This window comes from Amaricoccus tamworthensis, assembly GCF_049800875.1.
In the GTDB taxonomy this organism is placed as follows: domain Bacteria; phylum Pseudomonadota; class Alphaproteobacteria; order Rhodobacterales; family Rhodobacteraceae; genus Amaricoccus; species Amaricoccus tamworthensis.
This window is the reverse complement of sequence record NZ_JBNAFV010000016.1, coordinates 1-12,013: the sequence shown is the minus strand read 5'-3', so window position 1 is coordinate 12,013 and position 12,013 is coordinate 1. Positions and strand designations below refer to the sequence as shown.

At 61.6% G+C, this 12,013-nt stretch carries 11 protein-coding genes and 1 tRNA gene; 6 read left to right on the top strand and 6 right to left on the bottom strand.

What is annotated here, in order from left to right:
- The first annotated feature begins 122 nt into the window (after positions 1 to 122).
- Both ACP15P_RS18825 and ACP15P_RS18820 read left to right on the top strand, forming a co-directional pair.
- Positions 123 to 1,148, top strand: a complete 1,026-nt coding sequence (locus ACP15P_RS18825; RefSeq protein WP_424930025.1) for a replication initiator protein A — start codon at positions 123 to 125, stop codon at positions 1,146 to 1,148.
- Positions 1,149 to 1,306: 158 nt separating this feature from the next.
- Positions 1,307 to 1,984, top strand: coding sequence for an outer membrane protein (locus ACP15P_RS18820; protein WP_424930024.1), 678 nt, complete (start codon positions 1,307 to 1,309; stop codon positions 1,982 to 1,984).
- A 19-nt stretch (positions 1,985 to 2,003) separates the two neighbouring features.
- Here the strand turns inward: ACP15P_RS18820 and ACP15P_RS18815 are convergent, their stop codons facing one another.
- Positions 2,004 to 2,897: a hypothetical protein gene (locus tag ACP15P_RS18815; protein WP_424930023.1), complete on the bottom strand. Its 894-nt coding sequence runs from the start codon at positions 2,895 to 2,897 to the stop codon at positions 2,004 to 2,006.
- Between the two features lie 341 nt (positions 2,898 to 3,238).
- Between ACP15P_RS18815 and ACP15P_RS18810 the strand changes: the two genes are divergently transcribed.
- A complete protein-coding gene (locus tag ACP15P_RS18810) occupies positions 3,239 to 4,618 on the top strand; it encodes an APC family permease (RefSeq protein WP_424930022.1) in 1,380 nt (459 codons plus the stop codon).
- 139 nt (positions 4,619 to 4,757) lie between these two features.
- Here ACP15P_RS18810 and ACP15P_RS18805 read toward each other — a convergent pair.
- A tRNA-Ser gene (locus ACP15P_RS18805) sits at positions 4,758 to 4,847 on the bottom strand.
- 599 nt (positions 4,848 to 5,446) lie between these two features.
- Between ACP15P_RS18805 and ACP15P_RS18800 the strand changes: the two genes are divergently transcribed.
- Positions 5,447 to 6,688 (top strand): right-handed parallel beta-helix repeat-containing protein, encoded by a 1,242-nt coding sequence (locus tag ACP15P_RS18800; protein ID WP_424930021.1) that lies wholly within the window; start codon positions 5,447 to 5,449, stop codon positions 6,686 to 6,688.
- A gap of 94 nt (positions 6,689 to 6,782) precedes the next feature.
- Here ACP15P_RS18800 and ACP15P_RS18795 read toward each other — a convergent pair whose 3' ends face one another.
- Positions 6,783 to 7,157 (bottom strand): DnaJ family domain-containing protein, encoded by a 375-nt coding sequence (locus tag ACP15P_RS18795; protein ID WP_424930020.1) that lies wholly within the window; start codon positions 7,155 to 7,157, stop codon positions 6,783 to 6,785.
- A gap of 86 nt (positions 7,158 to 7,243) precedes the next feature.
- On the opposite strand from ACP15P_RS18795, the gene ACP15P_RS18790 reads away from it, so the two are divergent.
- Both ACP15P_RS18790 and ACP15P_RS18785 read left to right on the top strand, forming a co-directional pair.
- Complete coding sequence (locus ACP15P_RS18790) at positions 7,244 to 8,539, top strand: UDP-N-acetylglucosamine 1-carboxyvinyltransferase (RefSeq protein ID WP_424930019.1); 1,296 nt, start codon at positions 7,244 to 7,246, stop codon at positions 8,537 to 8,539.
- Between the two features lie 513 nt (positions 8,540 to 9,052).
- Positions 9,053 to 9,487 carry a type II toxin-antitoxin system death-on-curing family toxin gene (locus tag ACP15P_RS18785; RefSeq protein ID WP_424930018.1) on the top strand — a complete coding sequence of 145 codons (435 nt, stop codon included), beginning with the start codon at positions 9,053 to 9,055 and terminating at the stop codon, positions 9,485 to 9,487.
- A 116-nt stretch (positions 9,488 to 9,603) separates the two neighbouring features.
- Here ACP15P_RS18785 and tnpC read toward each other — a convergent pair whose 3' ends face one another.
- The 3 genes from tnpC to tnpA are packed head-to-tail and all read right to left on the bottom strand — an operon-like array spanning position 9,604 to position 11,904.
- Positions 9,604 to 11,118, bottom strand: coding sequence for an IS66 family transposase (gene tnpC / locus ACP15P_RS18780; RefSeq protein WP_424928841.1), 1,515 nt, complete (start codon positions 11,116 to 11,118; stop codon positions 9,604 to 9,606).
- Between the two features lie 52 nt (positions 11,119 to 11,170).
- Positions 11,171 to 11,524: an IS66 family insertion sequence element accessory protein TnpB gene (gene tnpB / locus ACP15P_RS18775; RefSeq protein WP_424928840.1), complete on the bottom strand. Its 354-nt coding sequence runs from the start codon at positions 11,522 to 11,524 to the stop codon at positions 11,171 to 11,173.
- A complete protein-coding gene (gene tnpA, locus ACP15P_RS18770) occupies positions 11,521 to 11,904 on the bottom strand; it encodes an IS66-like element accessory protein TnpA (RefSeq protein ID WP_424928839.1) in 384 nt (127 codons plus the stop codon). Before tnpA ends, tnpB begins: the two co-directional genes overlap by 4 nt.
- Positions 11,905 to 12,013: the final 109 nt, after the last annotated feature.

Below are 12,013 nucleotides of genomic sequence, written 5' to 3'. Positions count from 1 at the left end.
TAATGCGATTCCAAAACCACGAGGAACCGAATCCGAAGCCCCGAAAAGAACGGTTGTGCGAATCCTGGGCCTGACACAGTCTTGCGTTACTGAAACCACGATAGAAAACGGAAAACCGTTTCATGGGGCAGAGCATGACGACCGGGACCGGTGTGGCAGCACCGGTGGCGGCACCAGGTGAACTTTTCATCTGCGACTATCCCTGGGCCGCGCCCAAGGATGACATGGCATCAATGGAGCATCCGCTCTTTACCCTGGCCACGCGGCCGGACCGCAGGATCCTGCGCTATACCCACGGGGAGGCGCAGATCGAGGTCACTCCCTCGGTCAAGGGCCTGGCCACGATCCATGACAAGGACGTTTTGATCTTCTGTGTGAGCCAGCTCATGGCCGCGCTTAATGCCGGGCTTCCCACCTCGCCGGTTCTGCATCTGCGCGCCCATGACCTGCTGGTCGCCACCAACCGCGACACCTCCGGCGACGGCTACCGGCGTCTGCGCGAGGCGCTGGACCGGCTCTCGGGCACGCGCATCGTCACCAATATCGAAACCGGGGGCATCGAGAGCACCCGCGGCTTCGGCCTGATCGATGCCTGGGAGATCCTGCGCAAGGCCCGCGGTGGACGCATGGTGCTGGTCACCATCACGCTCTCGGACTGGATCTACCGCTCGGTGGTGTCGAAATCCGTGCTGACCCTGCACCGGGACTATTTCCGCCTGCGCAAGCCCCTGGAGCGGCGGATCTACGAGATCGCCCGCAAGCATTGCGGCCGCCAGTCCGAGTGGCATGTGGGGCTCGAGACGCTGCTGAAGAAAACCGGCTCCACCTCGCCCCGCCGGGTCTTCCGCAGGATGATCCGCGACATTGGTGCGGCCGACAGCCTGCCCGACTATACCGTCGCGCTGGAGGAGGGTGATCTGGTGCGGGTGCGCGCGCGCAGACCGCGCACCGGCAGGGACGGCCCCGTCCTCGACACCGATATCCATGAGCGCGTGCGCGCCGTGGCCCCAGGGCTCGACCCCTACCGGCTCGAGGCCGACTGGCGTCATCACTGGGAGACTTCCGGCAGACCCGCCCTGCGCAGCCCCAACGCCGCTTTCGTGGCCTTCGCAAAAGCCAGGTCCAAACGGTCCACTGCCGCAGATTGAACTGCCCATGTGACGCCGCGTTCCGGCTCCGATGCTGAAAGCGTCCAGGCCGGGGGCCTGCCCCATCCCGGCCCGCTGCGCTCATGCGTAACAGTTGTACGGTAATCGCGGGCGGTGTAATTTTTGTTCGGACATGTAACCGGGAGGGATGGAGAATCATGAAACGGATTTTGTGGGCCGCAGCCGTGGCGGTCATCGCGCTGGCGGGGGTTGCGGGAACGGCATCCGCGCAGGCGTTTTCGCCGGGAGAGATTTATCTCAAGGGATTTGGAGGCGCGACCTGGCCGTCGAATTTCGACACCACCCTCGAGGAGGACGGGGAGCGGATCGCCCTCCCGGACTTCGATTACGACACCGGCTATACCCTGGGCGCCGCGGTCGGCGCGGCTTTCACGCCGAACATCTCGATGGAGATCGAATACGCCTACCGCAGCGCGGACGTCACCATCACGGACCGTGCCGGTGATGACGACAGCGTCACGGCGAATGGCGACACCTCCGCCGACGCTGTCATGCTCAACGCGCTCTACGTGTTCGACGGCCTCGGCGCGACCGGGGCGGTCCGGCCCTATCTTGGCGCCGGCATCGGCGCGGCCAAAGTGGATGTGGACGCGGGCGGGCAGAACTTCGACAGCGGGACGCGGTTTGCCTATCAGGTGATTGGCGGCATCGGATATGAGGTGAACCCCGCTGTCAGCCTCTACGCCGAGGGACGCTGGTTCGGGACCGGCCCGGGTAGATATGACGGTCCCGCCACCGAGAATTTCGACGGTGAGTTCGAGACCTTCGACCTACTCGTTGGTCTGCGCTATGTCTTCGGGCCGACAATGCGGTGAAGCTGGCGGACGGGCGCCATCACCGGAAACCTCCGGCAGACCCGCCCCGCGCCGCCCTGGCCGCAAAAAGCCCCAGCACTCTTTCGGCCCCCGCGCGCTGGTCCGCGGGCACGCCCTCAAGCCCGCCGCGGCGCGAGATCATCGTGTTCACCCGTGTGAAGACATAGTGGATGACCAGCGCCCAGGGATCGATGTCGAGTTTGCGGGCGACAAAGGCGATGGTGGGATTGTCCGGCGTGAGGCCAGCCATGAAACGGTAGGCGTTCTGCCCCGAATTGGTCAGGACATTGGCAAACCGGAAATCGATGAAATCGAAGGCGAAGGATCCCCTGGGGTCGTACCACTCCCAGTCGAGCAGTCCGAAATCCTCCTCCCGGCGCACGAAATTGAACATGTGCAGATCCCCGTGCATGGAGGTCATGGGCAGACGCGCCCCCACAAGCGCCGGGGCCTCTGCGGGCAGATGGCCGCCGGTATGGGGGGCCGCGCGGATCATCGCGTCCACGCTTCGCCACTCGTGCCAGTCCCGCGCCCGGTCGAGCCGGTCGAGCAGCATCCGGTTGATCTCCCCGTAATCCCCCAGGCGCACCGCCCCGTGCCGGCGCATGGCCATGCCAAAGGGCGGCAGCCGTCGTGGCGGCAGGGCAAGATCCGACCAGAACCCGTGCCCCGCGGCCTCCCGCGCCCGGCAGGCCTCCCGCTCAACGGCCCGGCGGTGCCGGGCGCCGATCACCAGCTTGAGCACAAGGCCGGGCAGAAACACCAGCTGACGCCGCCAGGTGCCCATGGGGATGAGCATGACGGGGCGTTCGCGGCTGATGGCGGAATGGGTGGGCGGATAGCGTTCGGGCTGCAGGGCGTCTCTCCTGGGGGATCCTGACAGGAGGGCAGGTCCGCGGTCTGTTGTGTTCAAATCCCGTTCTGTCACATAACTGTCACATCAGAATGAACACCAAACCCCGGGGCCGGGTTCCCTTAACGGTGCCGGACGATCGCGGGTGTTCGGGATACGCCTGCAACTCAACCCAAGGGTTATGTCCGGGAGAAACAGTGAGGGCCCGGGTCCGGATCGTGAATGGCCCTGTCATGGCGGTGGTGCCGTGCTGTCTTTGCGTGCCGGACTGCCTGTTTTTTATGCGGAAAGGTCGGCCTGGCCGGGCGGCGGATGGATTTTTTTCGAAATCCGTCTGCTGGCCTCCTATGGTGGGAGGTCCGGTAACACCAACCGTTACGAACTCATCCAAGGGGGACCAAATGGATTCGGAAGACAAATTCAAAAAGGTTATTGGAGACTGGGACGTGCTCGCCCTGGCTTTCGGTGCGATGATCGGGTGGGGCTGGGTGGTTCTCGCCGGGACCTGGATCACAAATGCCGGCAGCTATGGCGCGCTGGTTGGCTTTGCGGTCGGCGGTGTCGCAGTGGTACTGATTGGCCTGACCTACGCCGAACTCGCCTCGGCCATGCCAAAGACGGGTGGCGAGCACGTCTACTCGCATCGCGCCATGGGGGGGCTGGGGTCGTTCGTCTGCACATGGGCGATCATTTTCGGATATGTATCCGTGGTCGCCTTCGAGGCCGTGGCCCTGCCCACGGTGGTGGCCGAGCTCATCCCCGCCTATAAACAGGTGTATCTCTACTCCTTTGGCGGATCGGAGGTCTACCTGACCTGGGCGATGCTGGGCTCCGGGGCCGCGGCGCTCATGACCTGGGTCAACATCCGCGGCATCCAGACCTGCGCACTGGTCCAGAAGGTGGTGATCCTCGTGATTCTGCTGGGCGGCATCGCGTTTTTCGCCGGCGCCTTCACCAATGGCAGCAGCGCGAATGCCGAACCGCTCTTTGTGGGCGGGGTCGGGGGCATCTTCTCCGTACTTGTGATGGTGCCCTTCCTGTTCGTGGGCTTTGACGTGATCCCGCAGGCGGCCGAGGAGATCAACCTGCCGCCAAAACGGATTGGCAGCCTGCTGATCGTCTCGGTCCTGCTGGCGGTGGTCTTCTACATGCTGGTCGCCATCTCCACCGGACGCGCGCTCGACGCGGCCCAGCTGGATGCGGCCAATATCGCCGCGGCGGATGCGGCCACAGCGGTTCTCGGCTCCCAATGGGGCGGGACGCTGGTGATCCTCGCGGGCATTGGCGGCATCATCACCAGCTGGAACGCCTTTTTGATCGGAGGCAGCCGTGCGATCTACGCGCTGGCCGAGGCGCGGATGCTGCCCGCCTTCCTCGCGAAACTGCATCCCGAATACCGCACACCGGTCAACGCCATCCTGCTGATCGGCACGATCTCTGTTTTTGCTCCCCTGCTGGGACGCGGAGCGCTGGTCTGGTTCGTGGATGCCGGCGGGCTGGGCATCGTGGTGGCCTATGCGATGGTGGCGGTGTCCTTCATCCTTCTGCGCAAAAACGAGCCTGACATGCCGCGGCCCTATCGCGCCGGTAAGGGACCCTGGGTCGGCTATGCCGCGCTGGTGCTCTCGGTTGGCCTCGCGCTGCTCTATCTGCCCTGGTCGCCTGCCGCGCTGATCTGGCCGGTGGAATGGGCAATCGCACTGGCCTGGACGGTGCTTGGCGCGGGCTTCTATATCTATGCCCGGCTGGTCTACGGCGAGGAGGTCATGCCGGCCCATTGACGCCGTGGACGGAACCCGGTGCGCGTCGCGCGCCGGGCTTTTCCGGGGGGACATGAACACCCCGGGACCACATGAATTCGGACGCGGTCGAAAAACTCCCTGGCGGGAGTTTCGGCTGGTTTCCTGCTGAAATTGGGAATGGCGGAGAGACAGGGATTCGAACCCTGGAGACGGTTCCCCGCCTACACACTTTCCAGGCGTGCGCCTTCGACCACTCGGCCACCTCTCCGGTGCGCCGCTACAAATCACTAATCCAGGCGTCTTGCAAGCCCTGGAATCAGGCCCCGGGCAAACTCCTGGCGAATCTCTCCACGACCGCCGCGCGGCCCGGCCCTGATTTTACAACCCGTTTCGCCGCACCGCGGACCAGGCCGGTCCGCGTCTCCCGCAATGTCGACAGGCGAAGCTCTGGTGTGCGGTTCCACATGCGGTTGAAATGAGCGCAATTGATCGTAAAAGTTGTAATATTTCCGCGTCAGGCGGGAATTTTACCAACCGGTTCAGCATGATTTCGCTTATGGCGGAAAACCGCTGCCCCCCGCCCTTGAGCCGAAATAAAGCGCACGGCTAAGAACGCCGGGATACCAGCGGGCTGCTCCCGGGACCAACTCTTTCGTATGGATTTGGTTCCCGTGTTGCGGCTCCTGGAAGCTGCAAATCTCTGGGATTGATGTCAGGCGCGACCGCCACGGCCGGTTTGCGTCAACGGTGAGGCCTGTCCGCAGGACGGGAAGACCCGGCCATGATCATGCGTGTCCCAGGGGGGTGGCGACCCGCCGTACCGGAGAATCCGGGGCGGTTAAAAAAACGACAGGAGACCAGACGACCATGGCAAGAAAAACGGTATCGAACGCGTCGCAGCTGAATTCAGCGATCAAAAGCGCGGGCAACGGTGACATTATTGTCCTCAAATCCGGCAACTACGGTTCGATCTCACTCAACAGCGTGAAGAAAAACATTACGCTGACCTCGGAAAACGGCGGCAACCCGGCCACCCTCAGCTCGCTGACCATCAACAAATCCAGCAACATTGACGTTGACGGCCTCAAGTTCACCGGCGGCGGCACCGGCCTTACCGTGCGCAGCTCGAACAATATCGACATTGAGGATTCGACCTTCATCGGCAACAAGAAGGGCATCGCGGTCAACAACTCGAATTCCGTCAATATCCGCGACAACGACTTCACCAAGATGAACAATGACGGCATTGCCCTGTCCGGCGTGAACGGCGCGCAGATCACCGGCAACCAGATCCGCGACATGAAAACGTCCGGATCGCAGCACCATGACGGCATTCAGATTCACCCCACCAACGGCGCCTCCTCGAATATCGTGATCCGCGGCAATGTCATCGACACCAATGACACCAACACCCAGGCGATCTACATGGGTGGTGGCACCACCCACAGAAACATCGATATCGAGAACAACACCATTACCGCGGGCCACAAATACGGCATCAAGATCGCGGCAAAAGTCGCCGGTCTCGACATCAAAAACAATGTGGTGATCCAGGATCCGGCCCTGAAGTCCAGCAAGGGCGGACACACTCCGGAGATTGACATCTCGAAGAGTTCCTCCGGCGTGACCATCACCGGCAACACCGCCCATGACATCAGCGCCAGCGGCAATGTCAGCAACAACAAGATCGTGAGCATCGGCACCAACGCCACCGCGTCCGGTTCCTGGTCGAACTCGAACTCCAGTTCCGACAGCAGTTCCTCCAGCAGCTCGAACTCCTCCTCCAGCAGCAGCTCGAACAACGGCAGCACGATCACCGTTGACGGGGATACGGTCAAAGGCTGGACCAAAAAGGTCATCAAGAATTTCGATTTCGACGATGGCGACGCGCTCCGGTTCCAGGACTATGACAACGGCACCCTGAAGCCCGGTGCCAACGGTCAGTCCGCCACCATCGACAGTGCCGCCGAACTGCGTCAGATGATCAACTCCTCCTCGGACGTGACCTCCAAAAAGAGCGGCAACGCCCTTGTCGTGGTCATCGACCAGGACGACGGCACCCACGCCGTCCGTCTGCCGAACATCGACGACATCGAGTACTTCCTCTAAGGCAGGACCGATGGCGCGGTGCCAGGCCGCGCCCTTCGTACAGCAGGCCCGGGATCTGAACATGGTCCCGGGCCGCATTGTTTCATGGCCCGCCTCACCCGTAGCGCACGAGGCTTTCCAGCTCCATCGCGAGGCGCATCTGCAGGTCGGCGAGGTTTTTCATCTCCGATTTGCGCGCCTCCTCATCGGTGAGGGTGGCGAGCCGGCGTTTGGACGCCTCGATCCCCTCGCGCAGTACCGTGACGGGAAACTTCACCGGCCCGTCCGCGGTCAGATGGGCCATCAGCGGGTCCGGCGCCTCGCGCAGGTCGGGCAGGGGTTTGCCCGCACCGGGCAGGTTCTCGAACGCGCCCGCCTCCTCCGCCTCGCGCAGGCGTTCCTCGATCAGTGATCTCAGGGGATGGTCCATGGTCTCGTGGTCCCGCGCCGCCGGTCTCTCCGTTCCCGCCATCCTGGCACGGGACGGCATGATCGGGAAGGTCCCGGCTTTATGTCCCTTCTCCGGCGCTGTAGGGTCCGCGCTGACAAAATCTGCAAGGCACGGATACGCGCAACATGACCGATCTCATCATCAATGGCGGTGTGCCGCTCAACGGCACCATCAAACCGTCCGGCAACAAGAACGCCGTTCTGCCCATGCTCTGCGCGAGCCTGCTGACCGAGGAGCCGGTCACGCTCACCAACGTGCCCGCCATCACGGACGTGACCAAGATCCTTGACTATTTCCGCTCCCTTGGCTCAAAGGTCGATTACAGCCCGGAAGATGGCACCCTGACGGTTCAGCACCCCCATGAGCCCGCCCGGGAGGCCGCGCGCAACCTGCCGCTCGGCATCCGCTCCGCCGTGCTGCTGCTCGCGCCCGTGCTCTTTCGCGCCGGGCATCTCGGCTTTGACGTGGACGCCAAGGGCTGCGCGCTCGGCATCCGCGAGATCGACCCCCATATCAACTGCCTCGCGACCTTTGGGGCCTCCGTCTCCCAGGACACGGGCATTGACCTGACCCTGCCAGGCCGGCCGGAGGCCCAGGCGATCTGGGCCGAATACGCCTCCGTGACCGCGACCGAGACCTTCGCCATGATCGCCGCCATCGCCAAAGGCCGCTCCGTCCTGACCAATGCCGCCTCCGAGCCGCATGTCCAGGCGCTCTGCCGCATGCTGGCCGATATGGGCGCGACAATAGAAGGGGAGGGCACCTCGCGCCTGACCATCGAGGGCAGCGACCATCTCGGCGGCACCACCCAGGCCGTGCCGGATGACCACCACGAGGTCGCGACCTTTCTCGCCTTCGGGGGCGTTACCGGCGGGCGCATCACCGTCAAGACCGACATCGTCCCGGAAATGCCGCTCATCCTCGACCAGTTCGGCAAGCTGGGCCTGCAGTTCGAACAGGCCCCCGGCGAGGTCACCGTTACCGGCTGGACCCGCGAGGTCACCCCGCCGCTCACCGCCCAGATGACCGCCAAGATCGAGGCCGCCCCCTGGCCCTATTTCCCCGCGGATCTGCTGCCCCAGGCCATCGGCGTCGCCGTGGGCTGTAAGGGCGACGTGCTCTTCTGGAACAAGGTCTATGAGGGCGCGCTTGGCTGGAGCAGCGAGCTCGCCAAATTCGGCGTCCGCGCCCACCTCTCGGACCCCCACCGGTTACTTATCTTCGGCGGCAACCGCCTGCGCCCGGCCGAGGTCGAGGCCCCCTACATCATCCGCGTCGTCGTGGCGCTCGCCATCGCCGCCATGCAGATCGAGGGCCGCTCCCGCATCCTCAAGGCCGACCCCCTCCGCCGCGCTCACCCCAACCTCATCGAGAACCTGACGGCTTTGGGCGCCGACATCCGGTGGGAAGAGGGTAAATAACCCCCACGACAGCCGTGCCAGCGCCGGACCGGGGGACGGCGCACCAACGGCTGAGCGGCGCAATTTTATGGCGTCATGTACCTCTTTCCTTTGGATTGACTCCAAAGGAAAGAGGAGCGTTGGCTTGAATTGGCTACATTTTGACTGGCAGTTGGGCATTTGTCGGATGATCGTTTTTTGTGGTTCGCTGGACAGGTCTTGCTGAGGTTTGAAATGTCAGAGGAACCTTTTATCAAGGGTGTTAGTTTACTCTCTTGCGAAAGCGTGAGTTTACTTTTGCCTTGGAAATGATATTTATAGCGCGTCTTGAGGAGTCGACACGGTGGCCCATTGCGTAGAAAAAGCCTGTTTGAACTGCAATTGCAGTTACGCTGCTTATGCGTCTGTTGATCGTGTCCCTGCTAATGCCAACTTCAAACCAGTTGCACGTCCCAAGCGTATTATTCGTCGTGACCCGACTGAGGCAGCTAAGCGTTTGACGGTTCGTTTCGAGGAATCTCTAAAAATTCTTGCGTGAAATTCACTGTGAAATTAGAGGAAGATGATGAGATCATCTTCCTTGACCTTGCGCAGGTTGAAGATATTCACGCTCGTTGCTTGCAGCCTCAAAATCTCAAGGGTTACCTCAAGCGCGATGATCTGGAAAGTGCTCTCAAGCGTCCGGTAAACCACCATTATTTTTCAAATGAATGTGATCTGATTCGTCTAGCCGCTATCTTATGGCATGGTATTTCCGAAGCTCATGGTTTCATTGACGGGAATAAGAGAACTGGCCTCCTATCTGCATTTGTGTTTTTAGAGACGAACGGAATAGAGTTAGATCCGAGTGTTATGTCAGAAGATCCTGGTGTCTTCACTGACGCTTGTTTCAGGCAGAATCGTTTTAATATTGCGGTACTTGATCACTATCTACGGACGCACTGTCGGTGGATATCTTACGACGAATAGGATTGTTGTGTGAGTTGGCCCTGAACTGGCCCGCATTTCGACCGGACGCCTTGGCCGGACCACGGAGGCGTAAAGATTGACCAATTCCCCTCACCCCGCCGTAAGCGAAGTCCTGATCACACCTTCGGTTGATGGTTCCACGGCAGCAGTGCTTTGATGTTGGCCTGTCGGTGGCCGTTCACAATTGCGGTGAGGGTTTCGGTCAGCCAGGCGTGGGGATCGACGGCGTTGAGTTTGCAGGTCTCGATAAGGGACGCCATGATTGCCCAGTTTTGTGCTCCGGCATCATGACCCGCGAAGAGTGCGTTTTTCCTGTTTAGAGCGATGGGGCGGATTGTTCGCTCCACGGGGTTCGAGTCCATCTCGATGCGCCCGTCGGTCAGAAACAGGCAGAGGCCGTCCCAGTATTTGGCGATGTATTTCAGGGCTTCTCCAAGGGGCGATTTGGCTGACACCCGCGCACGGTTTGCCGTGAGCCATGTCCCGAATGCCTCAAGGGCGGGTTTGGAGCGCTCCTGTCTTGCAGCCAACCGCCTGGCGGGGCTTTCGCCGCGGACCTCTTTCTCGATCCTGTAGAGGGCGGTAATCTGTCGCAAACCCTCATCGGCGATCGGTGTGGTTCCAGTCCGGGCAACCTCGTGGAGCTTCCGCCTCGCATGCGCCCAGCAGTAGGCCAGCTGAATACCCTGTGACGGCCGCCTGATCAGCCGGTTGTAGCCGGCATACCCGTCAACCTGCAGAATGCCGCGGAAGTCCTGCAGTATCTGATCCGCATACTGGCCGGATCGTCCGGGCGCGTAAGTGAACGTGACACCGGGCGGATCATCTCCACCCCACGCCCGGTCGTCGCGGGCCAGCGCCCAGAAGTATCCGGTTTTCGTCTTTCCCCGGCCAGGATCAAGAACAGGGGCTCTGGTCTCATCCATGAACAGCTTCGGCGATTTTTTCAGGTCGGAGATCAGGGCATCAAAAACGGGTCGCAGCTCGAATGCCGCGCGACCAACCCAGTCAGCCAGTGTGGAGCGGTCAAGTTCAATCCCCTGACGTCCGTAGATCTGCGCCTGCCGGTACAGGGGCAGATGATCCGCGTATTTGCTGACGATCACATGGGCAATGGTGGCTTCGGTTGGCATGCCGCCCGGGATCAGGTGTGCCGGTGCGGCGGCCTGGACGATACCGTCCTCACAGGAACGGCAGGCATATTTCGGGCGTCGGGTCACAATCAGCCGGAACCGTGCCGGCACAATGTCCAGACGTTCACTCACGTCTTCGCCAATAACATGGCGTTCGGTACCGCAACGACAGATCGTGCTGTCCGGCTCGACCACCTCCTCAATGCGCGGCAGGTGTTTGGGCAGCGCCCCCCGGTTGGTTGCGCGCGGCTTTGAGGTCCGGGTTTGCGCACCCGCTGGATCAGCCTCACGTTCGGCTTCCACCTCAGCAATACCGGTCTCAAGATCTTCGAGGGCCAGTTCAAACTGGTCAGGATCGGATTTTTCGGATCTTCGTCCGAACAGGGCCTGTCTGAGGGATGCAACCAGAGTTTCCAGACGGTCATTCCGTTCACTCTGCGCCACGATCATGGCCTTGAGCGCATCCACGTCATCCGGAAGATCAGCCGTCGAAATCATGATCCCGGACTACCAAAACCAGTGCCCGGGGACCAGGGTAAAGGATGGTTTTTTACTCTGCCGCAGTCGGTGGACGGGCCGACAGGGCCTTCACTTTCCGCCAGTCCAGACCGCAGAACAGGGCCTCAAACTGCGCGTGGCTAAGTGACATCAGACCGTTTCGAACCGCAGGCCACGTGAAAGTCGTCTCCTCCAGCCGCTTGTACGTCATAACCAGTCCCGTCCCATCCCAGTAGAGCAGCTTCAGACGGTCCGCACGTTTCGAGCGGAACACAAAAACGGTTCCGGTGAACGGCTCCTTATGCAGTTCATTTTTTACCAGAGCCGCCAGTCCATTGTGGCCCTTGCGGAAATCCACCGGCTTCGTCGCCACAACAATCCGAACCCGTTGTGATGGGAAGATCATCCGGACCCGGACAGGGCACGAACAATCCCCGCTATCCGCTCGGGAGATGTATCAGCCCCCAGACGAACCGTGACATCGCCACAGAGGATCTCAACCGCATCACTGGACGCGGCGGGAGCCGGCGCGGTCACAGGCTCAACCACCAACGACGCAAACTCAAACTCCGCTCCGGCCAGATCCGGAACCGCCAGCCTGCCTTCCTTCGCCAGCCGACGCCACGCCGACAAATGATTTGGCAGCAGTTCGTGCCGCCGCGCCACTTCATTGACGGTAACACCCGGCACCAGTGTTTCGGCGACCACACGGCCCTTATAGGCATCAGACCAGCGCCGTTTCCCGGAAGGACCGACCATGACATCCATACGGCCAGTATCCTCCATATGGAGCGATATATCTCCTACCAACCCAGCCTCCAATTCCAATCTATACTCGGAAACGGACTCGCAGATCAGGAAGCCTTCAGGAAGGTGGGATCAAAACACCGCTTAC

Excerpts from the sequence above, each read along its gene's own strand:
- ACP15P_RS18820 (WP_424930024.1), top strand. The coding sequence starts at position 1,307 with ATGAAACGGATTTTGTGGGCCGCAGCCGTGGCGGTCATCGCGCTGGCG.
- ACP15P_RS18810 (WP_424930022.1), top strand. The coding sequence starts at position 3,239 with ATGGATTCGGAAGACAAATTCAAAAAGGTTATTGGAGACTGGGACGTG.
- tnpC (WP_424928841.1), bottom strand. The coding sequence starts at position 11,118 with ATGATTTCGACGGCTGATCTTCCGGATGACGTGGATGCGCTCAAGGCC.
- ACP15P_RS18795 (WP_424930020.1), bottom strand. The coding sequence starts at position 7,157 with ATGCCGTCCCGTGCCAGGATGGCGGGAACGGAGAGACCGGCGGCGCGG.
- ACP15P_RS18825 (WP_424930025.1), top strand. The coding sequence starts at position 123 with ATGGGGCAGAGCATGACGACCGGGACCGGTGTGGCAGCACCGGTGGCG.
- tnpA (WP_424928839.1), bottom strand. The coding sequence starts at position 11,904 with ATGGAGGATACTGGCCGTATGGATGTCATGGTCGGTCCTTCCGGGAAA.
- ACP15P_RS18790 (WP_424930019.1), top strand. The coding sequence starts at position 7,244 with ATGACCGATCTCATCATCAATGGCGGTGTGCCGCTCAACGGCACCATC.
- tnpB (WP_424928840.1), bottom strand. The coding sequence starts at position 11,524 with ATGATCTTCCCATCACAACGGGTTCGGATTGTTGTGGCGACGAAGCCG.
- ACP15P_RS18800 (WP_424930021.1), top strand. The coding sequence starts at position 5,447 with ATGGCAAGAAAAACGGTATCGAACGCGTCGCAGCTGAATTCAGCGATC.